Source organism: Agrobacterium sp. 5Ca39 (assembly GCF_055382365.1).
The window spans coordinates 1,987,968-2,010,588 of record NZ_AP026436.1 but is presented as its reverse complement, the minus strand read 5'-3'; the positions used below and the strand labels follow the sequence as shown (position 1 = coordinate 2,010,588).

General features: G+C 60.1%; 22 protein-coding genes and 1 pseudogene. 6 read left to right on the top strand and 17 right to left on the bottom strand.

The genetic code is table 11. From position 1 onward, the window contains the following. Positions 1–346: 346 nt before the first annotated feature. The 9 genes from ACZ47E_RS10015 to ACZ47E_RS09975 all read right to left on the bottom strand — a co-directional run bounded on the left by ACZ47E_RS10015 (position 347) and on the right by ACZ47E_RS09975 (position 12,315). Positions 347–3,667, bottom strand: a complete 3,321-nt coding sequence (locus ACZ47E_RS10015; RefSeq protein ID WP_004443274.1) for an efflux RND transporter permease subunit — start codon at positions 3,665–3,667, stop codon at positions 347–349. A gap of 13 nt (positions 3,668–3,680) precedes the next feature. Next, on the bottom strand, positions 3,681–4,877 hold the full coding sequence (locus ACZ47E_RS10010; protein ID WP_004443272.1) for an efflux RND transporter periplasmic adaptor subunit: 1,197 nt from the start codon (positions 4,875–4,877) through the stop codon (positions 3,681–3,683). Positions 4,878–5,377: 500 nt separating this feature from the next. Continuing rightward, positions 5,378–6,370, bottom strand: a complete 993-nt coding sequence (locus ACZ47E_RS10005) for an ABC transporter substrate-binding protein (RefSeq protein WP_022556797.1) — start codon at positions 6,368–6,370, stop codon at positions 5,378–5,380. A 21-nt stretch (positions 6,371–6,391) separates the two neighbouring features. After that, a complete protein-coding gene (locus tag ACZ47E_RS10000; RefSeq protein ID WP_278066967.1) occupies positions 6,392–7,264 on the bottom strand; it encodes an ABC transporter permease in 873 nt (290 codons plus the stop codon). Then, on the bottom strand, positions 7,261–8,136 hold the full coding sequence (locus ACZ47E_RS09995) for an ABC transporter permease (RefSeq protein WP_278066966.1): 876 nt from the start codon (positions 8,134–8,136) through the stop codon (positions 7,261–7,263). The genes ACZ47E_RS10000 and ACZ47E_RS09995 overlap by 4 nt, the downstream gene beginning before the upstream one ends. Positions 8,137–8,385: 249 nt before the next feature. Further along, positions 8,386–9,180, bottom strand: a complete 795-nt coding sequence (locus ACZ47E_RS09990; RefSeq protein WP_278066965.1) for an ABC transporter ATP-binding protein — start codon at positions 9,178–9,180, stop codon at positions 8,386–8,388. Next, complete coding sequence (locus ACZ47E_RS09985; RefSeq protein ID WP_004443258.1) at positions 9,177–9,611, bottom strand: NUDIX hydrolase; 435 nt, start codon at positions 9,609–9,611, stop codon at positions 9,177–9,179. The genes ACZ47E_RS09990 and ACZ47E_RS09985 overlap by 4 nt, the downstream gene beginning before the upstream one ends. Before the next feature lie 2 nt (positions 9,612–9,613). Further along, complete coding sequence (hydA, locus tag ACZ47E_RS09980; RefSeq protein WP_278066964.1) at positions 9,614–11,071, bottom strand: dihydropyrimidinase; 1,458 nt, start codon at positions 11,069–11,071, stop codon at positions 9,614–9,616. After that, positions 11,068–12,315, bottom strand: a complete 1,248-nt coding sequence (locus tag ACZ47E_RS09975) for a Zn-dependent hydrolase (RefSeq protein WP_278066963.1) — start codon at positions 12,313–12,315, stop codon at positions 11,068–11,070. Before ACZ47E_RS09975 ends, hydA begins: the two co-directional genes overlap by 4 nt. 259 nt (positions 12,316–12,574) lie before the next feature. Between ACZ47E_RS09975 and rutR the strand changes: the two genes are divergently transcribed. The 3 genes and pseudogenes from rutR (at position 12,575) to ACZ47E_RS09960 (ending at position 14,073) form a co-directional block, all read left to right on the top strand. Continuing rightward, the gene (gene rutR / locus ACZ47E_RS09970; RefSeq protein WP_112556903.1) at positions 12,575–13,216 is read left to right on the top strand and encodes an HTH-type transcriptional regulator RutR; all 642 of its coding nucleotides are present in this window, start codon (positions 12,575–12,577) and stop codon (positions 13,214–13,216) included. Positions 13,217–13,481: 265 nt separating this feature from the next. Beyond that, positions 13,482–13,805: pseudogene (locus ACZ47E_RS09965) on the top strand (DUF2325 domain-containing protein); the annotation flags it as partial. Next, positions 13,786–14,073, top strand: a complete 288-nt coding sequence (locus ACZ47E_RS09960; RefSeq protein ID WP_077987283.1) for a hypothetical protein — start codon at positions 13,786–13,788, stop codon at positions 14,071–14,073. The pseudogene ACZ47E_RS09965 and the gene ACZ47E_RS09960, both read left to right, overlap by 20 nt. 90 nt (positions 14,074–14,163) lie before the next feature. Here the strand turns inward: ACZ47E_RS09960 and ACZ47E_RS09955 are convergent, their stop codons facing one another. From ACZ47E_RS09955 to uppO, 5 genes are all read right to left on the bottom strand, one after another. Next, positions 14,164–14,559 (bottom strand): DUF423 domain-containing protein, encoded by a 396-nt coding sequence (locus ACZ47E_RS09955; RefSeq protein ID WP_278066962.1) that lies wholly within the window; start codon positions 14,557–14,559, stop codon positions 14,164–14,166. Continuing rightward, positions 14,556–14,957, bottom strand: coding sequence for a group II truncated hemoglobin (locus ACZ47E_RS09950; protein WP_004443244.1), 402 nt, complete (start codon positions 14,955–14,957; stop codon positions 14,556–14,558). Before ACZ47E_RS09950 ends, ACZ47E_RS09955 begins: the two co-directional genes overlap by 4 nt. A gap of 102 nt (positions 14,958–15,059) precedes the next feature. Beyond that, a complete protein-coding gene (locus tag ACZ47E_RS09945; RefSeq protein WP_006699571.1) occupies positions 15,060–15,413 on the bottom strand; it encodes a HepT-like ribonuclease domain-containing protein in 354 nt (117 codons plus the stop codon). Continuing rightward, on the bottom strand, positions 15,413–15,709 hold the full coding sequence (locus ACZ47E_RS09940) for a nucleotidyltransferase family protein (protein ID WP_006699572.1): 297 nt from the start codon (positions 15,707–15,709) through the stop codon (positions 15,413–15,415). The genes ACZ47E_RS09945 and ACZ47E_RS09940 overlap by 1 nt, the downstream gene beginning before the upstream one ends. A 38-nt stretch (positions 15,710–15,747) precedes the next feature. Then, positions 15,748–17,163: a polysaccharide biosynthesis phosphomannomutase UppO gene (gene uppO, locus ACZ47E_RS09935; RefSeq protein WP_112556909.1), complete on the bottom strand. Its 1,416-nt coding sequence runs from the start codon at positions 17,161–17,163 to the stop codon at positions 15,748–15,750. 257 nt (positions 17,164–17,420) lie between these two features. On the opposite strand from uppO, the gene uppM reads away from it, so the two are divergent. Then, a complete protein-coding gene (uppM, locus tag ACZ47E_RS09930; protein WP_045532332.1) occupies positions 17,421–19,043 on the top strand; it encodes a polysaccharide biosynthesis protein UppM in 1,623 nt (540 codons plus the stop codon). A gap of 20 nt (positions 19,044–19,063) precedes the next feature. Here uppM and ACZ47E_RS09925 read toward each other — a convergent pair whose 3' ends face one another. Beyond that, complete coding sequence (locus ACZ47E_RS09925) at positions 19,064–19,273, bottom strand: hypothetical protein (RefSeq protein WP_003491679.1); 210 nt, start codon at positions 19,271–19,273, stop codon at positions 19,064–19,066. Between the two features lie 243 nt (positions 19,274–19,516). Between ACZ47E_RS09925 and uppL the strand changes: the two genes are divergently transcribed. Continuing rightward, the gene (uppL, locus tag ACZ47E_RS09920; RefSeq protein ID WP_004443235.1) at positions 19,517–20,317 is read left to right on the top strand and encodes a polysaccharide biosynthesis UDP-hexose transferase UppL; all 801 of its coding nucleotides are present in this window, start codon (positions 19,517–19,519) and stop codon (positions 20,315–20,317) included. Positions 20,318–20,471: 154 nt separating this feature from the next. Then, positions 20,472–20,720: a hypothetical protein gene (locus tag ACZ47E_RS09915; RefSeq protein WP_045532155.1), complete on the top strand. Its 249-nt coding sequence runs from the start codon at positions 20,472–20,474 to the stop codon at positions 20,718–20,720. A gap of 21 nt (positions 20,721–20,741) precedes the next feature. Here the strand turns inward: ACZ47E_RS09915 and uppJ are convergent, their stop codons facing one another. Beyond that, on the bottom strand, positions 20,742–21,686 hold the full coding sequence (uppJ, locus tag ACZ47E_RS09910; RefSeq protein ID WP_309761317.1) for a polysaccharide biosynthesis UDP-hexose transferase UppJ: 945 nt from the start codon (positions 21,684–21,686) through the stop codon (positions 20,742–20,744). 8 nt (positions 21,687–21,694) lie between these two features. Then, complete coding sequence (uppH, locus tag ACZ47E_RS09905) at positions 21,695–22,606, bottom strand: polysaccharide biosynthesis endo-1,4-beta-xylanase UppH (protein WP_004443231.1); 912 nt, start codon at positions 22,604–22,606, stop codon at positions 21,695–21,697. Between the last annotated feature and the right edge of the window lie 15 nt (positions 22,607–22,621).

Here is a 22,621-nt window from a genome sequence, read left to right as displayed (position 1 = left end):
ATACGAAACCGGGGATGTTCCTTGCCCCTCACGCCCATCTGCACTGAACTCATCGCATTTTCCTCGACCGGCAATTCCCGATGCGAGGGAGACTAGCAGTTCAGGTGGAAAGCGAATTGATTTCGATCAAACGGGAGTGCGGCCGTTGTGAGGAAGGAAATGATGGGGCTGCTCATGCTTCCAATCACAAGGGAAATATGGAGCGAGCGCATGCGGCATATTTCTTCTCCCCGAGGGGAGAAGTCCGCGGCAGCGGGATGAGGGGGCACCGCGATGTCGTGCTCTCCCAAAGTATATGGAAACGCCAGGCACATGACCCGGCGTCTCAATCTTCAAGCTGCAGCACTCACTCGGCGGCAAGCGGCGGCAGTCGCAATATATTGCTGCCCTTGTCCGCGGCCTTGTCGCCGCTGCCCTTTTCCATACTGGCCACCCGTGCCTCCAGCGAGGAAAGCGCGAGGCTGTTTTCGCGGGCGATCTCCGAGAGTTTCTCGTTGGAGAGGGCCTCCTCCTCCTCTTCCTTCTTGCCGACGAAACGGCCGAAGAGGTGGGCGAGCAGACGCGACAGGTCGTCCATGATCAGGAAGAAGGCCGGCACCACGATCAGCGACAGCACCGTGGAAACGATGATGCCGCCGATGACGGCAATCGCCATCGGTGCGCGGAACGAACCGCCTTCGCCGACGCCGAGCGCGGAGGGCAGCATGCCCGCCGACATGGCGATGGAGGTCATGATGATCGGGCGGGCGCGCTTGCGTCCCGCCTCCACCATGGCATGCACCCGCTCCATGCCGTGACGGCGCATTTCGATGGCGAAATCCACCAGCAGGATGGCGTTCTTGGTCACGATGCCCATCAGCATCAGAATGCCGATGAGAACCGGCATGGAGAGCGCGTTCTGGGTGATGATGAGCGCGACGGCCACACCGCCGATGGCAAGCGGCAGCGAGAACAGGATTGTGAAGGGCTGGATGACATCCTTGAACAGCAGGATGAGCACGACCAGCACCAGCATAAGGCCAAGCAGCATGGCGTTGACGAAGCCCTGCTGCATTTCGCCCTGCACCTTGGCGTCACCGCTTTCGGCAAGCCGAACGCTTGCCGGCAGGTTGGTTTCCGAAACGATGCGCTTGAACTCGGCCGTCGACGTATCGAGCGCCGTGCCGAAAGGCACATCCGAGCCGATGGAGACGACGCGGTTGCGGTCGTTGCGCTTGATCGAGCTCGGGCCTTCCGAGTAATCAATATCGGCCACGCTGTAGAGCGGCACCAGCGAACCGGAGGCGGTCTTGATCTTCAAGGCGCGGATGGTGGCGAGATCGCGGCGGGTATCGAGCGAAGCCTGCACGCGGATCGGGATCTGCCGGTCATCCAGCGAGATTTTCGTCAGCTGCGCATCGATATCACCGATGGTGGCGACGCGCACGGTCTGCGAAATCTGCTGCGGCGTGATGCCCAGGCGGGCGATCTCATCCTTGCGCGGGCGGATCTGCAATTCGGGACGGGGCAGAGCGCCTTCCGAGCTGACATTGGCAAGGATGGGCGAAGCGCGCAGGCGGCTTTCGAGAATGCCCACGGCGTCGTTCAGATCCTTCTCGTTGGTTGAAAGGAAGTTGAAGGAAAGCTCGCGTTCCGCGCGGTCGTTCAGCTTGATGATGCGGACATCCGCAATGCCACGCACCTGCGCGAAAATATCCCGCTCGACATCCCATTGCGGACGTGTACGGCCCTTCTCCTCCAGCTTGGGAAGATATTGGCCGATGAGCGGAATGGAGCCGAGCCCCTTGTTGACGAGCGTTTTCAGCAGCGAGTGATCGATATGCTCAAGGATGACATTGACGGTGGCGCGGCGCAGCTCCAGGTCCCCCTTGGGCGAAGCACCACCGAGGATGAAGACGCTTTCCACGCCGTTGATGTCACGGATCGCCTGGTAGATCTGCGTCGTCGTGCGGTCGGTCTCATCCAGCGTCGCATTGGGCGGCAGTTCAACGGACAGGGTGACGCGCGAGGCGTCATCAGGCGGCAGGAAGCTGCCGGGGACCTGGCTCAACAGCATCACTGAGGCGATGAGGAAGGCAATCGCTCCCAATAGCGTGAGATAACGCGCCCACCATTTCCGTGTGGTGGCGGTCACCATGCGCGTATAGGCCTTCATCAGCCTGCCGTCATTGTCGTGGTGATCGTCCATCGCGTCTTCGGCGCGCATCAGATAGGCCGCCATCAGGGGCGTGATGAGACGGGCCACTGCCAGCGAGAAGAATACAGAGAAGGCGACAGTGAGGCCGAACTGGATGAAGTACTGGCCCGGAATACCCGGCATGAACGAGACGGGCACAAAGACGGCGATGATGGTGAAGCTGGTCGCGATGACGGCAAGTCCGATTTCATCGGCTGCTTCGAGGGCCGCGCGATACGGCGTCTTGCCCATCTTGATATGGCGGGCGATGTTCTCGATTTCCACGATGGCGTCATCCACGAGAATACCCGTGGCGAGCGTAAGCGCGAGGAAGCTGACGAGGTTGAGCGAAAAGCCCATGATATCCATGATCCAGAAGGTCGGGATCGCGGAAAGCGGCAGCGCCACGGCGGCGATCAGTGTCGCGCGCCAGTTCCGGAGGAAGAGAAGGACCACGATAACGGCGAGGATCGCGCCTTCGATCAGCGTGTCTAGTGCGGCCTTGTAGTTGCCATAGGTGAAATAGACGGCGTCATCGACCATCTCGATCGAGACATCGGGGTGGTCCTTGCGGACCTGATCGAGACTTTGCGCGACGGTTTCGGCGACCGAAACCTCGCTCGCGCCCTTGGAGCGGAACACCGCAAAGGTGACGGCGGGATTGCCGTTGAAGCGCGAGAAGGACTTCTGCTCTTCATATGTGTCCGTAACCGTGCCGAGTTCGGAAAGCTTGACGAAGCGGCCGTTGGAAAGCGCAATCGTGGTGTTGGCAAGCTGGCTTACATCGCGTGTATCGCCCAGCGTGCGGATGGTCTGCTCGTTGCCGCCCACCTGGCCGCGGCCGGAGCCGAGGTCGATATTGGTGCCGCGCAGCTGGCTGTTCACCTCTGTCGCGGTGATGCCATAGGCATCGAGCTTTTCGGGGCTGAGCGAAACGCGCACCTCGCGGTCCGCGCCGCCGTAACGGTCGACCTTGCCGATGCCGGACTGGCCCTGCAGCGAGCGCTTGATCGTGTCATCCACGAACCAGGACAGTTCCTCCAGCGTCATGTTCGGCGAAGAAACGGCGAAGGTCTGGATCGCCTGTCCCTCGACGTCGATCTTGCTGACGACTGGCACTTCGATATCGGAGGGAAGATCGCTGCGGATCTTGTCGATGGCGTCCTTGGTGTCCTGAACCGCTTCTTCCGTCGGTTTTTCGATGCGGAACACGACCGTTGTCGTCGACTGGCCGTCGACCACGGTGGACTGAATTTCGTCGACGCCACTGATGGCGGCAACGGCGTCCTCGATCTCCTTCGTCACCTGCATCTCCAGTTCGGAGGGCGAAGCCCCGCTCTGGGTCACGGTGACGGCGACGACAGGCACGTCGATATTCGGAAAACGGGTGATCGGCAGCGTATTGAACGCCTGCATGCCGAGCATCATCAAAAGCGCGAAGCCGAGAAGCGGCGCAATCGGGTTACGGATTGACCATGCGGAGAAGTTCATTTCATTCCCTCAGTCAGTTGGACGCAGCCGTCTGGGCTTCCACCGGTCTTATCCGGTCACCATCACGCACGAATGCTCCAGCTTTCTCGACAACCTTGTCTCCAGCGGCAAGGCCGCTGACGATCTCGATGAATCCACCGTCTTCTATGCCGGTCTCGATCTTCACCTGCTTGACGACGTCGCCCTCCACCTTGCGGGCGGTCGAGCCTTCACGCCCGGAAGTGACAGCCGAGAGCGGCAAGGCGAGCGCGTTCGTCTCCTCGATCACGATCTCTGCGCTGGCATACATGCCCGATCGCGCCGGGCTGTTTTCCGGCAGCACCACATGCACGGAACCGAGGCGCGTCGTCGGATCGACGGTCGGCGAAACGAGGCGCACCTTGCCTTCTATTTTCGCTCTTCCGCCAGCAACCGTCAAATAGGCTTTCTGGCCGACTTTCACGTTTTGAATGTCGGTTTCGGAAAGATCGGCAACAAGTTCGATGGCGCCGTCCTTGATGACGGTGAAAAGCGGGTTTCCGGCGCCGCTGGCAATCGCGCCCACCTTGGCGTTCTTGGCTGAAACGATGCCGGCGACCGGGGTTTTCACGCCGGTGCGCGTGAGCTTGAGATCGATATCGGCGATCTGCGCGTCAACCACCTTGATGTCGGCTTCGCCGGCGGAAACGGCCTGCTTGGCCGCATCGAGGCGAGCCTGCGCCACCTGCGCGAGGGCTTCGGTCTTTTCCGTTTCGGAAATGGAGCCTGAACCGGTCTGGCTGAGCTTGGCGGCGCGGTCGCGCTGGCGAAGGGCGTCGGCCAGATTGGCCTGCGCCTCCAGCACCTGCGCCTTGGACTGGGTGACGGAAGCTTCGGCCTTGGCCTTGTTGGCTTCGAGCTGGCTCTTTTGCAGGACGAGGCTATCGGAGGACAGGACGGCCAGAACCGCATTCGCCGCCACCCGGTCGCCGATATCGGCGTTCAACGTGTCGATCGACAGGCCGTCGACCAAGGGCTGGACGTAGATTTCGTCCACCGGGCGGATTGTGCCTGTCGCGATAACACGGTCAACGAGGTCGCGCTTTGCGACATGCGCGACGATGATCGAGGGCACGTTCTGCTGTTTCACCGGCGCCTGTGCCTCTCCCTCCGCGGCTGCTGGAAGGGGAAGCGCCGTTGCGGACAGAAGAAGAAGGAAAAGAATACGGTTAAACGTGACTTTATGCTGCATATGTCTTGGCTCGCGCAATATCCGCTCACATGTCCTGCAGGCTGCGGCCCGTATCTTAAAAGGTCATGCGATGGCGAATGTGAAACAAGGGATCACAATACTCCCTTTTCGATCCTCCCGATTCGAACGCCCCTCAACGCGAATCTCAAGCACCTTTGCCCTGTGCTTTTTCTACAAGATCAAATTTGGCAGTCTTGTGGGCGGGACTGTAATTCTTGTTGTCGTGCAAATCAATCCGCATAGCCACGAGGGTTGATATACATTTTTGTATAGGTCGAGGTGTTGTAATTGGTTTGATGGGTTACCAATGCGTGACGCGGCCTGGAGTTCTGAGAACGCTTAATACGCCGTCATCCTCGGGCTTGACGCGGATCCAGGCACATCGCCGCAATCGAAACGTCGGTAGATCCTCGGGTCAAGCCTGAGGATGACGGAAGAGAGGTTGTCATTCAAGAAAATCGCGCGGTCAACGCCGCGCGATCCTATCTTCCCGCCCGCGCCTACTTCAACGCAGCGTCGGTAATTTCGGTCGTATATGCGCCCGAGGGCTCCTTGGTGATAACGGGGTCGGAGCCGCCGCCGAGCAGGGTCTTCACTGTTCGCTCGTAATCCGCCTTGTCGAGAGCGCCCTTCGAGCCGGCCGTCAGCTTTGCCACTTCGCCCATCATGCGCTTCTGGTGCTTTTCGGTCTGCGCGCCGGAGGCGTCGTTTTCGAGAACGATATCGGCGGCCTCGTCAGGGTTTTCCTCGGCCCATTTCCAGCCCTTCATGGAGGCACGGACGAATTTGACCATGTCCTCCTTGAACTTGGCGTCCTTCAGCTTGTCTTCTAGAACGTAGAGCCCGTCTTCCAGCGTCGCCACGCCTTCGTCTTCATATTTGAAGGTGACGAGGTCATCAGGCTTGATGCCGGCATCGAGGACCTGGCCATATTCATTATAGGTCATCGTCGAAATGCAGGCGGCCTGTTTCTGCAGTAGCGGATCGACGTTGAAACCCTGCTTCAGCACGGTCACGCCATCGGCGCCGCCGGTGGTCGGGATTTTCAGATGCGCCATCCACGACAGGAATGGATATTCATTGCCGAAGAACCAGACGCCCAGCGTCTTGCCCTTGAGATCCTCGGGCTTCTTGATGCCGGTTTCCTTCAGGCAGGTCAGCATCATGCCCGATGATTTGAATGGCTGGGCGATATTGACCAGCGGCACGCCCTTTTCACGCGTGGCAAGCGCAGACGGCATCCAGTCGACGATGACGTCGGCCCCGCCGCCGGCCAGAACCTGCGCGGGCGCAATATCCGGGCCGCCGGGCTTTATGTCGACATCCAGGCCTTCGGCTTCATAAAAGCCCTTGTCCTTGGCGACGTAATATCCGGCGAACTGCGCCTGGGTGACCCATTTCAGCTGCAGGGTGATCTTGTCGGCGGCCTGAGCGCTAAATGCGGTCAGCAGTGACGCCCCGGCAAGAAGCATGGATGCAAGTTTCATTTTCATCGCTGTTCCCTTTTTCGTTATTTACGTTCGTCCCCCACGGACGGACGGATGCCAGAAGGTGACGGCCCGTTCTGCGAGCGCCACAAGACCGTAAAAGCCCGAACCTGCGAGCGCCGCCACGGCAATCTCGGCCCAGACCATATCGACATTGCTGCGGCCCATTTCCGCCGAGATGCGGAAACCCATGCCGACGATGGGCGTGCCGAAGAATTCCGCGACGATGGCGCCGATCAGGGCGAGCGTGGAATTGATCTTCAGCGCGTTGAAGATGAAGGGCCAGGCGGCGGGCAGGCGCAGCTTTATCAGCGTCGGCCACCAGCCGGCAGCATAGGTGCGCATCAGGTCGCGCTCCATGTGGCTGGCGGCGGCAAGCCCCTGCACCGTGTTCACCAGCATCGGGAAGAAGGTCATGATGACGACGACGGCGACTTTCGACTGCCAGTCGAAACCGAACCACATCACCATGATGGGTGCCACGCCGACGACCGGAAGGGCGGAGACGAAATTGCCGATGGGCAGAAGACCGCGTTGCAGGAAAGGCGACCGATCAATGAGGATGGCGACGAGGAACCCGAGGCCGCAGCCAAGGATGTAACCCGTCAGTACGGATTTGATGAAGGTCTGGCGGAAATCCGCCCAGAGGATCGGCAGTGAGCCGAGAAGGCGGGCGAGAATGGCGCTCGGCGCCGGCAGCAGGATGGGCGGCACGGAAAATCCGCGGACCACCCCTTCCCAGAGAACCAGAATGGCAAGGCCGAACAGCAGCGGCACGGCGAGGCGACTTATGCGTTTCGCTGTCTGGGAAATAAAGGCCTGGCGTACCAGCCATTCGTTGAAGGCCCAGGCCGCAAGCCAGAACAGGATAGCGCCGATAAACCAGCCGGGGTTCGTCATGGCCGTGCTCCCATTCGCTTGAGGACGGCGGCATGGGCGACGCCGATGATCGATACCAGAATGGCGGCGACACCGGCTGCCATGAACAGCGCCGCCCATATCTGCACCGTCTGGCCATAATAGGAACCGGAGAGCAGTCTCGCGCCGAGACCCGCAACAGCGCCTGTCGGCAATTCACCGACGATGGCGCCGACAAGCGCGATGGCGATGGCGATCTTCAGCGATGTGAAGAGATAGGGCAGGGCGGCGGGCCAGCGCAGCTTCCAGAAGATCTGCGCCGGTGAGGCATTATAGGTGTGCATCAGGTCAAGCTGCAGGGTTTCGGGGCTTCTTAAGCCCTTCACCATGCCGACGACGATGGGGAAGAAAGAGAGATAGGTCGAGATCAGCGCCTTCGGCAGCAGTCCGGAAATGCCGATGGAGTTCAGGACAACGATGATCATCGGCGCGATGGCGAGAATGGGGATCGTCTGGCTGGCAATGATCCACGGCATGACGGAGCGGTCCATGGCGCGGTTATGGATGATCGCGACCGCCAGCAGGATTCCCAGCACCGCGCCGATGGCGAAACCGAGCAGCGTGGCCGAAAGCGTGACGCCGGCGTGGTAGACGAGGCTGCGCTTGGAGGTGACGGCCTTGTTGACGGTGGTATCCCAGAGTTCCGCGATGATCTGATGCGGCGCGGGGAGGACCGGGCGCTCCTGTGCGAAGGTTTGCGGCAGGAGTTCGAGGAAGCCCGGCGTCTGGCCAGCGCGGGTGGCCTGGTCGCGGGCGAAGGGCATGTTGAGGTAAATGACGGCGAGATGCCAGAGGATGAGAATGGCGAGGAGGACGGTGAGGATCGGGAGGACGCGGTGGCGGAGGAGGGTCATGGGGTTTTGCTCCGCTGCGTGCATCGAGGGTGATGATTAGCGGTGACCTGTGGGTGAGGCTTACCCCCCTCTGCCCTGCCAGGCATCTCCCCCACAAGGGGGGAGATCGACTCGTGGCATGGTCGCGGCCATCTCAACGCCTGTGGAAAGAGCATTGGTAGCGCTCCTTGCCGATCTCCCTCCTTGTGGGGGAGATGTCCGGCAGGACAGAGGGGGGTAAAACCTGCCGCAACGGCGTCTTTTCCAGCATCACCCCTCATAGCTGTGCCCCGCCTTCAACCCCTCACGCACCCGGTGCGCAATCGCCAGAAACTCCGGCGTCTCCCTGATTTCCAGCGGCCTTTCCCGCGGCAAAGTGGATTCAATCACATCGGTCACCCGGCCCGGCCGCGGCGACATCACGACGATCTTGGTCGAGAGATAAACCGCTTCCGGAATCGAGTGGGTGACGAAACAGATGGTCTTGCCGGTCGTATCCCAGAGTTTCAGCAGCTGTTCGTTCAGATGATCGCGTACGATCTCGTCCAGCGCGCCGAAGGGCTCGTCCATCAGAAGCAGGTCGGCATCGAAGGCGAGCGCACGGGCGATGGAGGCGCGCTGCTGCATGCCGCCGGAAAGCTGCCAGGGGTATTTCTTGCCGAAGCCGTTGAGGTTGACGAGGTCCATGGTGCGGTCGATGCGCTCGCGCTGCTCGGCCTTGCTGTAACCCATGATTTCGAGCGGCAGGGCGATGTTCTTTTCGATGCTGCGCCATGGATAGAGCGCGGCGGCCTGAAAGACGTAGCCGTAGGACCGGTCCTTGCGGGCATTTTCCGGCGTGGTGCCGTTGACGGTGATCTCACCGGACGTGTGTTTTTCGAGATCGGCGATGACCCGCAGAAAGGTCGTCTTGCCGCAGCCGGAAGGGCCGATGAAGGAGACGAAGTCGCCCTTTTTCACGTCGAGATCGACATTGGACAGCGCGTGAACCGGGCCGTCCCCCGTTTCGAAAGTGAGGCCCAGTTTTCTGGCGGAAACGACGGAATAGGAAGAGGCCTGGTTCATCGCGGCTTGGTTTCACTTTCCGTAAGTGCGGCGCGCGCCAGCGGCAGCATCTGGGTTTCCGTCAGTCTGGCGATGGTGACGCCGGGGGTGCGGTCGAGATCGAGCCAGCGGACTTCCTCGATTTCCGCCTGCGGGGTGACCTCGGAATGAAGCCTGGCGGTAAAGGCATGGGCGACGACATCAGCGCCCGGCTCATTGGCGGCTTCCTCGCGAAAGATGCCTTCATAACGCGCGGCATTTTCGGGCAGCGTCAGGCCGATTTCCTCGGCCAGCTCGCGGTGAAGCGCCTGTTCCGGCGTTTCGCCTGGATCGATCTTGCCGCCCGGCTGCATGAACTGCGTGGTGCCGCGCTTGCGCACCACGAGCATCTGCCGCTTCTCGTTGAGGAGAATGGCGGCGGCGATGAGGATTTCGCGTTTCGGCTCGCTCATGATCACACGCCCGATGCCGGAATGCCTGTGCGTTCCACCTTGCGTGGCGATACGAGCTCCTTCCAGGTGGAAAGCGCCTGGCTGACGGCCGGATAGGGATCGCGGGCGATGAACTGGCCGTGGCCGGGCTGTGTCTCGATGGTGCCTTCCTCAACGCTCACCAGCCCGCGCGAGAGCGTGTAGCGCGGCAGACCCTTTACCTTCTGCCCTTCGAACACGTTGTAATCGATGGCCGATTGCTGGTTTGCCGCACTGATGGTCTTTGTAAGCGCCGGGTCCCAGACGACGATATCGGCGTCGCTGCCGACGAGGATCGCGCCTTTCCTCGGATAGATATTGAGAATCTTGGCGATGTTGGTGGAAGTGACGGCGACGAACTCGTTCATCGTCAGCCGGCCGGTTGCCACGCCATGGGTCCAGAGCAGCGGCATGCGGTCTTCCAGCCCGCCGGTGCCGTTCGGGATCTTGCGGAAATCACCGAGGCCGAAGCGTTTCTGCTCGGTCGTGAAGGCGCAATGATCGGTCGCCACACATTGCAGCGAGCCGGAGGCCAGACCCGCCCAGAGGCTGTCCTGATGCTGACGGTTGCGGAAGGGCGGTGACATGACGCGGCGGGCGGCGTGATCCCAGTCGGGATTGGCATATTCACCTTCGTCGAGGATCAGGTGCTGAATCAGCGGCTCGCCATAAACCCGCATGCCGTTTTGCCGGGCGCGGCGGATGGCTTCATGCGCCTGTTCGCAGGAGGTGTGGACGACGTAAAGCGGCGCACCGGCCATATCGGCGATGATGATGGCGCGGTTGGTCGCCTCGCCTTCGACGGAGGGCGGGCGGGAATAGGCGTGCGCTTCCGGCCCGACATTGCCTTCCGCCATCAGTTTTTCCTGCATCTGCGCGACGATATCGCCGTTTTCCGCATGCACGAAGGGAATGGCGCCGAGCTCCGCGCAGCGCGAGAAGGAGGCGAACATCTCGTCGTCATTCACCATCAGCGCGCCTTTATAGGCCATGAAGTGCTTGAAGGAGTTGATGCCCTTTTCCTGAACCACCGTCTTCATCTCATCGAAGACCTGTTCGCCCCACCAGGTGACGGCCATGTGGAAGGAGTAATCGCAATTGGCGCGCGTCGCCTTGTTGTCCCAGCGTTGCAGGGCATCGAGAAGCGATTGCCCCGGCTCCGGCAGGCAGAAATCCACCACCATGGTCGTGCCGCCGGAAAGCGCCGCCCGCGTGCCGCTCTCGAAATCATCGGCGGAATAGGTGCCCATGAAGGGCATTTCCAGATGCACATGCGGATCGATGCCGCCGGGCATCACGTAACATCCGGTGGCATCCAGCACGGTGCCGCCGGTGAGATCAGGGCCGATCTCGGTGATTCTGCCGTCTTCGATCCTGATGTCGGCCTTGTAGGTGAGATCGGCGGTGACGATGGTACCGTTCTTGATGATGGTGGCGGTCATTCAACGATCTCCGCAGTCTCCAGCACCGCATGCAACAGCACGTCGCAGCCGGCCTTTGCCCATTCGGGTGAAATTTCTTCGGCCTCGTTGTGGGAAAGCCCGTCCACGCAGGGGCAGAAGATCATGGTGGAGGGGGCGACTCTGGCCGTCCAGCAGGCGTCGTGGCCGGCGCCGGAGATGATGTCCATGTGGCTGTAGCCCAGTCTTTCGGCGGCGGAGCGTACGCGGCCGACGAGGATAGGATCGAAGGTGACGGGGTCGAAATGGCCGATGGCTTCGATCGAGCAGCCGACGCCGAGTTCTTCGGCGATGGCGGGCACCTCGCGTTCGAAGATGGCGCGCATGCTGTCGAGCTTTGCCTGCGAGGGGGTTCTGAGGTCGATGGTGAAGACCACCTTGCCGGGCAGCACATTGCGGGAATTGGGCGTGAAGATCATCTGGCCGACGCCGGCGACGGCTCCCGGCTGGTGGGCCATCGCCACTTCCTGCACCTTTTCGAGGATGCGCGCGGCAGCAAGGCCGGCATTAACGCGCATGGCCATCGGGGTGGAGCCGGTATGGGCTTCCTTGCCGGTCAGCGTCACCTCAAGCCACCACAGGCCCTGGCAATGGGTGACGACGCCGATCTGCTTGTTTTCGGCCTCCAAGATCGGGCCCTGTTCGATGTGATATTCGAAATAGGCGTGCATCTTGCGCGCGCCGACCTCTTCCTCACCCAGCCAGCCGATACGTTTCAGCTCCTCACCATAGGTCTTGCCGTCGGTATCCGTGCGGCTATAGGCGTAATCGAGATCGTGAATGCCGGCGAAGACCCCCGACGCCAGCATGGCAGGCGCAAAGCGGGCGCCTTCCTCGTTCGACCAGTTGGTGACGACAATGGGGTGTTTCGTGCGGATATTGAGGTCGTTCAGGCTGCGCACGACTTCCAGACCGGCCAGCACGCCAAGCACGCCGTCATATTTGCCGCCGGTCGGCTGGGTATCGAGATGGCTGCCAATATAAACGGGGAGCGCGTCCGGGTCCTCGCCGGCGCGGGTGGCGAACATGGTGCCCATGCGGTCGACGCCCATCGTCAGGCCTGCCGCTTCGCACCAGCGCTGAAAAAGGCGGCGGCCTTCCGCATCCTCATCCGTCAACGTGCGGCGATTATTGCCGCCGGCAATGCCGGGGCCAATCTTCGCCATATCCATCAGACTATCCCACAGACGGTCGCCATTAACCGTCAAGTTCTTACCCGCCGTCATGAAGTGTCGTCCTCACCTGTTTTGTTTTTATCAAAGCAAAGCTTGTGCCGTTCCCTTTTTTGCCGGTTAAGATAACAGCCATTGCCTTGTGGCGGCGATGATGGATAAATTGACCGACTGGTAAACATTGCAAATTCGCGATGGTGTCAGCAAGGGATTTTGTGACGAATCGCAGTAATTTTGCCTAAGCTATGAACGTCGATTATTTTTTAAGCATACTGTAGCGGCAATTGCATTGAAAAGAAACAGAGAGCTGAGAATGGCCATACCGCGCGCAGCGAAAACACAGAAGCGGACCCGCATTCAGGAGGAAAAGCAGGAAGCGATTCTTGAAGCCGCGCTCAGTGTTTTTTCCACGAATGGGTTCCGCGGCTCCACCATCGACCAGATTGCGGAAGCGGCCGGCATGTCCAAGCCGAATGTGCTTTATTACTTCCGCACCAAGGAGGCGATGCATCGGGCCCTGATCGAGCGGGTGCTGGACACGTGGCTCGACCCGCTGCGCGCTTTCAATGCCGAGGGTAATCCTGAAAGCGAGATCCGCTCCTATATTCGCCGCAAGCTGGAAATGTCGCGCGATTTCCCGCGCGAAAGCCGGCTGTTTGCGAACGAAATACTGCAAGGCGCGCCGCATATCGAAGATGAATTGAAAGGCCCGTTGAAACAGCTGGTGGATGAGAAGGCCGAGGTGATCCGCGCCTGGGTGAAGGCCGGGCGGATGGCCAAATGTGACCCTTACCACCTCATTTTCTCGATCTGGTCGACCACCCAGCACTATGCCGATTTCGATGTACAGGTGCGGGCGGTGCTGGGCGACAAGAATGGCGGCGAGGGACGTTTCGAAGACGCGGCCCGCCATCTGGAACAGCTTTTCATGGGCGGGTTGCGGATAAACGGCTGATCGGCCTGCTTCTCGCGATTATGTGATAAGCCCTCCGCATAAAAACATGAGGAAATTTATCACCTTTATACTTTACTCCAAAACTCATCTTTATTATGTTGCCGGCATCCCGAACGTCGGGGCCCGATATCGGGGTATCAAAAACCAACCGGCAGGTGAGGGAATGGCACGCAAGGAAAAGAAGAAGGCCGAACGTGGCGGCAAGCAGGGCAAAGGCGCTCCCCAGACCGAGCGGGACGTGGCCGAACAGCAGCTTTCCGGTCCGAAAAGCTTTCTTTATGTCGGCGGCCGTGACTGTCAGGTTGCCCATCTTCGCCAGATCGCCAGCAATTTCGGCGCCGAACTGATCCACCACGACGGCGGCCTGCGTGAGGCGGTTTCGCGCATCGATACCGTGCTTCCTTCCGTCGACTGCGTTTTCTGCCCGATCGACTGTATCAGCCACGATGCGTGTCTGCGGGTGAAGTCCGGTTGCAAGAAGTTCGGCAAGACGTTCATTCCGCTGCGCAATGGCAGCAAATCCAGTCTGGAGCGGGCGCTTCAGACGATGAATGAACGGAGCCCCAGCGATGAGCGACGAGCGCAATAATTTTCCGGACGAGCACCGCACGGCGGACAGGCCGTGTGGTGTGGAACTGCACAAGATGGCCGAACAGGCGAGCGATCCGGCCACGACGGAATTTTATGACATCATCGGCGAACGCGAAAGACGCAGCCGCGCTGCCGGAAGCGGCGGCAATGTGGTGACCTTTCCTCATCAGCGCGCCCGCCAGCCGGGTGAAACGACGGCCTTTCAAACAGGTGTGGCGGCTGAAAAAGGCCGCAACATTCTGCCGTTTCGCTGGACGCGTGGTTAGCGTCAAATCCTTGCCGAGAGGGCAAGATGGCGCCAGGTGTGAGGGAGCTCCGCTCGCACTCCGGGTCACGATGCAGATGCCCTAAAACAATCAGCCTTTCGGCTTCAGAAACGCTCCCGCGCACAACACCAGCCAACCCGCGATCATGCCGATGCCGCCCAGGGGCGCAGCGTATGGAAACAGGCTATGGCCGGAAAAATGCCTGATAACGAGATCGCCGGCGAAGATCGCCGTGCCGAGACCGAGGATCAAGCCCGCCGGAATGGCGGTCCTGATGCGATCCGCACCGATATGGAGCGCGATAAGAACCGGCGCATGCGCCAGCGCCATGGCGGAAGCATTACCGAGCATATAGGTTTCGCCGGTATGGGTGGCAGCGGCGGCAAGCATGACGCCGGCAGCACCCAGCAGGCTGCCCAGCAACAGAATGAAGGCCCGTAATCTGGCCCCGGGCACGGTCGCTATGATCGCGTTCTGCGTGTTCATTGGCTGTCCGCCTCCCGGTTCTGCATGTGAAAGGCGAGCCTCTCGATCGGGGGCCATATGATGTCGCGCAGCTTGGGATTTTCGATCGTCTCCTCCATGGCGCGGCGGAAGCAGAGCAGCCATTCATCCCGCTCGGCAGGGCCGATGGGGGCGACGAAATGGCGGCGGCGCAGCATCGGGTGGCCGTGCTTCTCGACGTAGACCGGCGGTCCGCCAAGATATCCGGTCAGGTAATCGTAGAACTTCGCTTCGCTGCCGGAAAGATCGGCCGGGTGGATAGCGCGGCAGCGGGCTGCTTCCGGCAGGGTATCCATCAGTTGATAGAAGCGCCGGGTGAGCGCCCTGACGGTCGCATCGCCACCGATCGCTTCATAAAGGGTAATGGTTTCGCCGGTCATAATCCGCCTCTCGTGGCCCTCCGGCTCTTATCGCTCCGTGGAGCCGGAAGAGCAACAGGCACGGGCAGGGTGCGACATTTCGGACATCACACCGAAAAGTACTCAGTTTTCACTTTCGATGGATCGTCGGATAGTCTCAACAGCAGTTTTAAGCGGTGCCACATAGTCGGTGACAACCGCCCAAACGATGTCGTCAGCGATTTTGTGGTATTCATGACGCAAAATATTACCGATACCGCGAACCTGCTTCCACGGGACATCCGGCGCCAGCTCCAGCAAGTCTTCGGGTAGGTGGCGGGATGCCTCGGAAACTATTTCCAGAGCGCGCTGCACAGCAAGTTTGAGAAGCCAATTTTGCTTGAAATCAGCAAGTGACAGACCTGCAGTATGGTTTTCAATGCCGTTTATGGCTTCCAGAATTTCGGCAAGAACAGGCTCGACCTTACGTGCGGCCATCAAAATATCCGCACCGCGGATTGTTCGATGTCATTGCGGAGCAGCGGGTGCAGGCTATTGCGTGTCGTCACGTCCACTTCCACCGCCAATTCCTCTTCCAGAAACTGCTTGATACCGACGAGATCGAGCAATGAGAAACGGCGACCCGGATCATAGTCAATGAAAATATCCAGGTCGCTCGAGGCAATGGCTTCATCACGGGCCGTCGAGCCAAAAAGATAAAGCGAGGTTGCGCCCATGCTTTCCACCGCTTGGGCGTGTTGCTTGAGTTTGCTGATGGCGTCCGCTTTCTTCATACAAGCAGTCTACACCATCGCGTATGCGGCATCCACTCTCATCCAAAATTTCGGATAAGGTCGAGCCCCTTGCTCAAAAGCGTCTCGGCCTCATCCTGATTGGCAGCTTCGACGTAGCAGCGCATTTCCGGCGCGTTACCGGAGGGGCGGAAGTGGATGGTGCTGCCGTCGGTCAATGACACGCGCAGGCCGTCGATGTCGCTCAGGCCTTTCACCGTGCCAACCGGGGCGAGGAAGGCTTCGAGATTGGTGCGCGAGGCGCGCAGATGCGCCATCAGGGCGGCGCTCTTTTCCTGCGCGAAATTTTCCAGGCGGTCGGCGGCGGCGACCGGAAGGTTATAGGCGGCGGCGATTTGCGACAGCGGTTTTTTCTGCTCCGACGAAAGAAGCAGCACGGCGAGAACGGGCAGGAAGCTGTCACGCGTGGGCAGCGGCGAGAGGGGCCTGCCGTTGAGCGTGAAGGAAGAGGCCGTCAGCAGGCCGCCATTCGCCTCGAAGCCCATCACGCCGTTCTTGCCGGCTGAAAGGGCGTCTGCCATGCCGGCAATGACGAAAGGCGAGCCAACCTTCGTACGAACGACCTCAAAGGAACCATTGGCCTCGATGCCGGAATTGGACGTTACAGGGGTGACAACGACGCCTGCGCCAAGGAAATTGGCGGTGATGAGGCCAATGAGGTCGCCGCGCAGCGGTACGCCCCTTTCATCGGCCAGCAGGGGACGGTCACCGTCGCCATCGGCGGAAACAATGGCGTCGAGACTGTGCTCAGGAGCCCATTTTTTGAGAAGCGAAAGCGTCTCCGGCGAGACCGCCTCCGTATCGACGGGGATGAAGGTCTCCGAGCGGCCGAGCGGAACGACATCGGCGCCGTAATGGGCGAGAACGTCGACAAAGAGATCGCGCGCCACCGTGCTATGCTGGTAAACACCGATCTTGAGGCCTGAGAGAGCCTTTTCCGGCAGCAGCGCGATGTTGCGCTCGTAGAATAGTTCGGCTGCGATGGCGGAATGGTCTTCGGCAGTCGCCGTTTCGTCGCTGATGCCTTCCGCTTCGATTTCGGCGGCGAGGGCTGCGATGGCCGTCTCGTCCTGCTTGTCGATTTCGCCATCCGGGCGGTAGAACTTGATGCCGTTGCGGTCGGCCGGGATGTGGGAGCCCGTGATCATCAGCGCGCCCGCCTTCAGCGACAGAGCATAAAGCGCCAGAGCCGGGGTGGGCACCGTGCCGCAATCGAACGGCGTGAGGCCTGCCTTTTTCAACGCCGCGATGCAGGTGGCGGACACATCGGGGCTCGAATCGCGGAAATCGCGGCCAACGAGAATGGGGTCGCCCGCCTTTGCCTGGCCCGATGTGAGAAGGTGCCTCGCAAATGCCGTGGCATAGACGGCCGACGCTTTTCCTTTCAGATCGACGGAGAGGCCACGAAGGCCGCTCGTTCCAAATTTCAGGCTCATTCTCAACTCCGCTTCCGTAAAATCCTTGAGGGCCAAATGGATAGTTCAAAAATGTAACGCTTGAAAGAACCGTATCGATCCATTCACGTCAATCCTCCCCTTCCCTGGAGGCCGCGAATAGGCGATGATGACGGCAATGATGCGGGTAACCTAAAATTCACCCGTCATATTTAAACTTGTCCGTCGATAGCGGCTATGGCGACGATGAGGATCATCAGTTGCCGGCTTTTTTTGGTTCGTTCGAGTTGGATTGGCTGATGTACAGGCTTCAAAAGGCGGGACATAAGCAGGTACGTCCGCTCGATGAAAAAACGGCGCCGGCCGCGAAAACTCATGGTTCCCTGCTGGATGATCTGGTGGATGACGACGAGGTTTTCGAACGCACGGTGCTGAAAGAGCATCTCGAGCCGAAACCGGCGGCGGCTGCCGTCGAGCCCGCTCCGGCCGCGAGACCGGTGAAGGCGTCGTCGCCCAGCGGAAGTCTGGCCGCAGCATTGCCGGGCCTCAGCCATATCGACAGGATCGGCGTTGACGACGTCCTCATCTGGCTTCGCAGGGGCATCGTCTGGATCGTTCTAGCAATCATTCTCTGCGTCGCGGCTGCGCTCAGCTATGCGTATATGACGCCGCCACGCTACACGGCCTATACGGATATCGTCGTCAATCCCTCCAATCTTAACGTTGTCAACGACGGCGTGTTCTCGCCGAACCAGCAGCGTGACACGCAGATTCTCGAAGTCGAAAGCAAGCTGCGCACGATCACGTCGCGCAACGTACTGGCGCGGGTGGTGGAGGAACTGAAGCTCGATCAGGATCCGGAATTCATCAGCCCGCCGCCGCTCGCCCGGCTGAAGGCGATGTTTTCATCCAGGCCGGAAGATGGCGACAACCGGCTCGGTGCACTCCGCTCCCTCGGCGACCGGGTCGCAGCGGAACGCGACCCACGCTCCTTCGTGGTGACGCTTTCCGTCTGGACCAATGATGCGGACAAATCCGTGACGGTCTCAAAGGCCATCGTGAAGGCGTTTGAAACCGAGCTGTTCCAGACGACCTCCGACAGCAGCCAGCGTGTCGTCGACGATCTCAGGAAGCGGCTTGAGGAAATGCGCGAGAATGTTACTGCGGCTGAAAAGCGGGTGGCCGATTTCCGTCGCGAAAACGGCCTGCAGGAGAATAATGGCCAGCTTGTCAGCAACCTGGCCTCCGGTGAGCTCAATGCACAGGTTCTCGCGGCCCAGCAGCGCGTCATCCAGGAAGAATCCCGGCTGAAGCAGATGGAGGCGGCAATCGCGCAGAACCGCACGCAAAGCGATGCGATTTTCGATAGCCAGACCATGAACACGATCCGGGCGCAATACAGCACCCTGCAGCAGCAGATCGGAGCCATGACGCTGACCTACGGCGCGCGTCATCCGCGGCTGGCGACTGCAGGTGCGGAACGGGCCATGCTGGAACGCGGCATGGCCGACGAGGCGCGGCGCATTCTGCAGGCAGCCAAGACAAATGTCGCCGAAGCGCGCTCCTCGCTCGATGCGCTGCGACTGAAAGCCGTGGCGGAGCGTGCCAATGTCTTTACCGATAACGAAGCGCAGGTGCGGCTGAGGGATCTTGAGCGCGACGCCCGCTCGGCAGCGGCGATCTATGAGACCTATCTTACCCGGTCACGCCAGCTCGCCGAACAGCAATCGATCGATTCCACCAATGTCCGCGTTATTTCGCAGCCGGTTGCGCCGAACTCCAGAAGCTGGCCGCCGGGCAAGCTGGTCTTCCTCGTCGCTGGCGGCGCTGGCGGCCTGTTTCTCGGCCTCGCCATTGCGATCGCACTCGGGCTGTGGGGTTATCTGCGCCGGGACGATCATGCGGAAGCCGCGGCGCGTTAAACCTGGGACCCCGCGCCGACTTATTCTTCCGAGATCAGACCATCATAAACTTCAAGGAGAGCGGCGGCGATGGCCGCACCCAGCGCATTGCCGGCATCGCGAATGCCTGCCTCGTCGCCATCACGGACGGAAACGGCGAGATCGGACGCCTCGTTGGCAACGATTTCCTTCGCCCGTTCTATTGCCCAGAGGCCGAAATCGCCGCGGTTGTCGATTGAAATGGTTTCCATGGCCGGGACCTTTGTCATTGATGTTTCCGTCCATTAAACCATCGGACGCCAAACGGAAATAGGCGAGGGGAAGGTCATTCAACCAGCGGGCGTGCAATTTCCCCGCCTCAAGCGGAGGATTTATAAAAATATTAATGATAGTTCTTCGTAGTGTTTGAAGCCTTCTATTTTATGCATATGCGTGCCCATAACAATGAAACGATGCCTATCTTGGACGCCGGACAGATTATGACAGGGAGAGAGATGCCGCAGACGGAGGAGACTGGTCATTCCTGGCCGGTTATTTCTCTTGCGTCCCTACCCATTACTGACGCAACCATCGATGAAACCGCGCGGGATTTCATCCTGCGTGCAACGACGGAGCGTACGCCGGGTGCAAGGCCGTTTTATTCGACATCCGCAAACGGTCAGGTCATCGCGCTCTGCCACCACGACCGCGAATTCGACGCCATGCTACGGCAGGCGGACCAGATTCACGCCGATGGCATGTCGCTGGTGATCTTTTCCCGCAAGTTCTGTGCCCGGGCGTTGAGAGAACGGGTTGCAACGACGGATCTCGTCCATGCGGTGGCCAAGCGCGCCGAAGAGACGGGCAGCCGGTTTTATTTCCTTGGCGGTTCCGAAGAGGTGAACCGTGCGGCGGTCGAGGAAATGCAGAGGCTTTATCCGCGCCTCGTCTTTTCGGGACGCCATAATGGTTATTTCAGTCCGGGTCGCGGGGACGAAATCATTGCCGATATTGTCGCCTCGAAGACCGATATTCTTTGGGTCGGCTTCGGCATCCCGCTCGAGCAGCGCTTCGTTTCGCGCAATCTGGACAGGCTTTCCGGCGTCGCCGTGATCAAGACCTGCGGCGGCCTTTTTGATTTCATTGCCGGCAAGAACAGCCGGGCGCCGCAGTGGATGCAGGATATGGGGCTGGAATGGCTCTACCGGGCGATGCTTGAGCCGAAGCGTCTTGGAAAACGTTACCTGCTGACCAATCCGATCGCCATATATTCGCTGCTGAAGTATCGCTTTGGCGCTTCGGGGCAGAACCGCTAGATCATTGCGCCGTCTTGCCCGATAAATGTAAGGTTTTTCTAACTTATTGAATCAGCGCGCTGCGGCGCCGAAACCCGTTGCAACTGCGAACGGGTGCGCTACACTACACAAATATTACAAATTTATTCGAATCAGAGATATTTCGAGGCCACCAATGGTGATTACGTCCATTTCTCTTTTCATATATGGAATTGGCACCGTTACCTCTCTCGCCATGACCTATATTGAAGGCGCCCGCCGCGACAAGAGCTGGGATTTTTATCGGGTAACCGGCATTGTCCTTTGTTTTTTCTGGCCGGTGCTCGTGCCGCTTCTCGTACTTGCGACGGCCTTTTCGTCTTTCGGTTTGCAGAAACGGCGCGCGAACCCGATGTCGTTCGGCAGGCAAAAGACGCTGGGTTAAACGTGACGGTAAGATCGGGCGTCAGCTCTTCTTCGCCGGCGCCTTATAGGGGGTGAGCGTGATGCCGAGGCTCGCCATCACCCGGCCCAGGGACATGAGGGGCGGATGGGTGGCGGGCAGCAGCGAACCGGTTTTCAGCAATGCGGAAACGGCACGGAAGAGCGACAGGCACAGGCTGACGGCATTTTTGGCGGCGAGCAGCAGTCCGCCCTTCAGGCCGGGGCGGCGGGCGCGATCGATGCTGTAATTGATGATGCCGGTCCGGAGCGAGCGCTCCATGATCCAGCGCGGCGCCATGCGGCTTTCCGGCACGTATTCGATGATGAGGGCGTTCGCATTCCATGCGAATTTGAAACCGGCCTTGCGGCAGCGTGTGAAGAAATCCATGTCGCCGCCGCCGAGGAAGTTGAACCGCACGTCGAATTCCGGCTTCGGCAAGGTTTCGAACACTCGCCGTGAAATCAGGCAATTGCCCGAGCCGTGGATCTGGTCGACCGGACCGGTCGGTGCTTCTATGGAACCGAACAGCGGATGCGAAAGAACCGCCCTGGAAGCCGGGGCGTCGAATTCGCGGTTGACGGGTCCGCCGACGATATCGGCGTCGAAGGATTTCGCCGCCGAGACCATTTGCCCAAGCCAGAAGGGGGAGGCGGCCTCGTCGTCATCGATCATCAGAAACCATTGCGCCGAAGGATAGCTCTGCCGGGCGGTGCGGAACGCCGTGTTGATGGCGTAACAATTGCCCTGTGTCGGTTCTACCAGGGCCAGCCCGGCCATGTCGTTTTCGGCAAAAAAGGCGCGCGCAACAGCAAGACCCTGCTGGCCTGCACCATCATTATCGACCACGACGACCGCGAAGGGAAAATCGGCCTTCTGGGCTGCAAGCGATGAAAGTGTCTTCTTCAGGCCTTCCGGCCGGCGGAAACTGGGGATGCACACCACCGCTTCCGGCATGATATCGGACATGGAAACTCCTAAATTCCGGCAAGTGCTGCGGCGGAAAAAACGACGGCCCGGAGGCTCTGGCGCGGGCGATGAATGACGGTGTCGGCCAGTGCCGAAAAGGCTTCCCGGTAACGGCGGGCACGAAACGCCTGGGCAACAGTATAGGCGTTCATATGGTTTTCGGATTTGCGGCGAAGCCGTCCGAGCTCCTGCGGGGGTATGGCTGCGACGATGGCGGGATCGGAAAACACGGCTTCGATTGCCGGTTCGCAATCGCGGAAGGTCAAGAGCCGGTTCATCATAACGCTCGTCCGGTGAACCCGATAATCGAGGACGTGGCGGCCGGGAAGATAAACAAAGCGGCCCGCGGCGGCCAACCTGCACCAGCCGTACCAGTCTTCCGCATACCGCAGGGTCTCGTCGAAACCGCCGAAATCCTGGAAGATTCGGGTTCTGACCAGCATGATGCCGCCATTGACGATGAAGTTTCCGCCGAGCAGCGGCCGAAGGATGAAGCCGTCAGGCTTTTCGCGGCGACGGATGAGGTTGCGACGGCCGATCTTTGCACCGTTTTCATCGATACGCTCGTAATCGCCATAAACGGCAACGACATCCGGGCCGGTGACGCCGGCGCAAAGCGCCGCGACGGCGCCAGGCTTCAGGCGGTCATCGGCATCGAGAAACATCGTCCACTCGCCACGTGCCTGCGAAAGACCGAAATTGCGAACCGCGGAAACGCCCTGCCGTCCCTGCGGCCGGGCAAGCAGTTTAACGCGCGGATCGGAAAAACCCTGCACCTTTTGCGCGGTGCTATCAGTGGAGCCGTCATCGACCACCAGCACCTCGCAGACGGTTTTGCCCTGAAGCAATGCGCTTTCGATCGCTTCCACGATGTAACGCTCGCCATTGCGAACGGGGATGACAATCGAAACGGATATCAAGCTTTAAACTCCGTG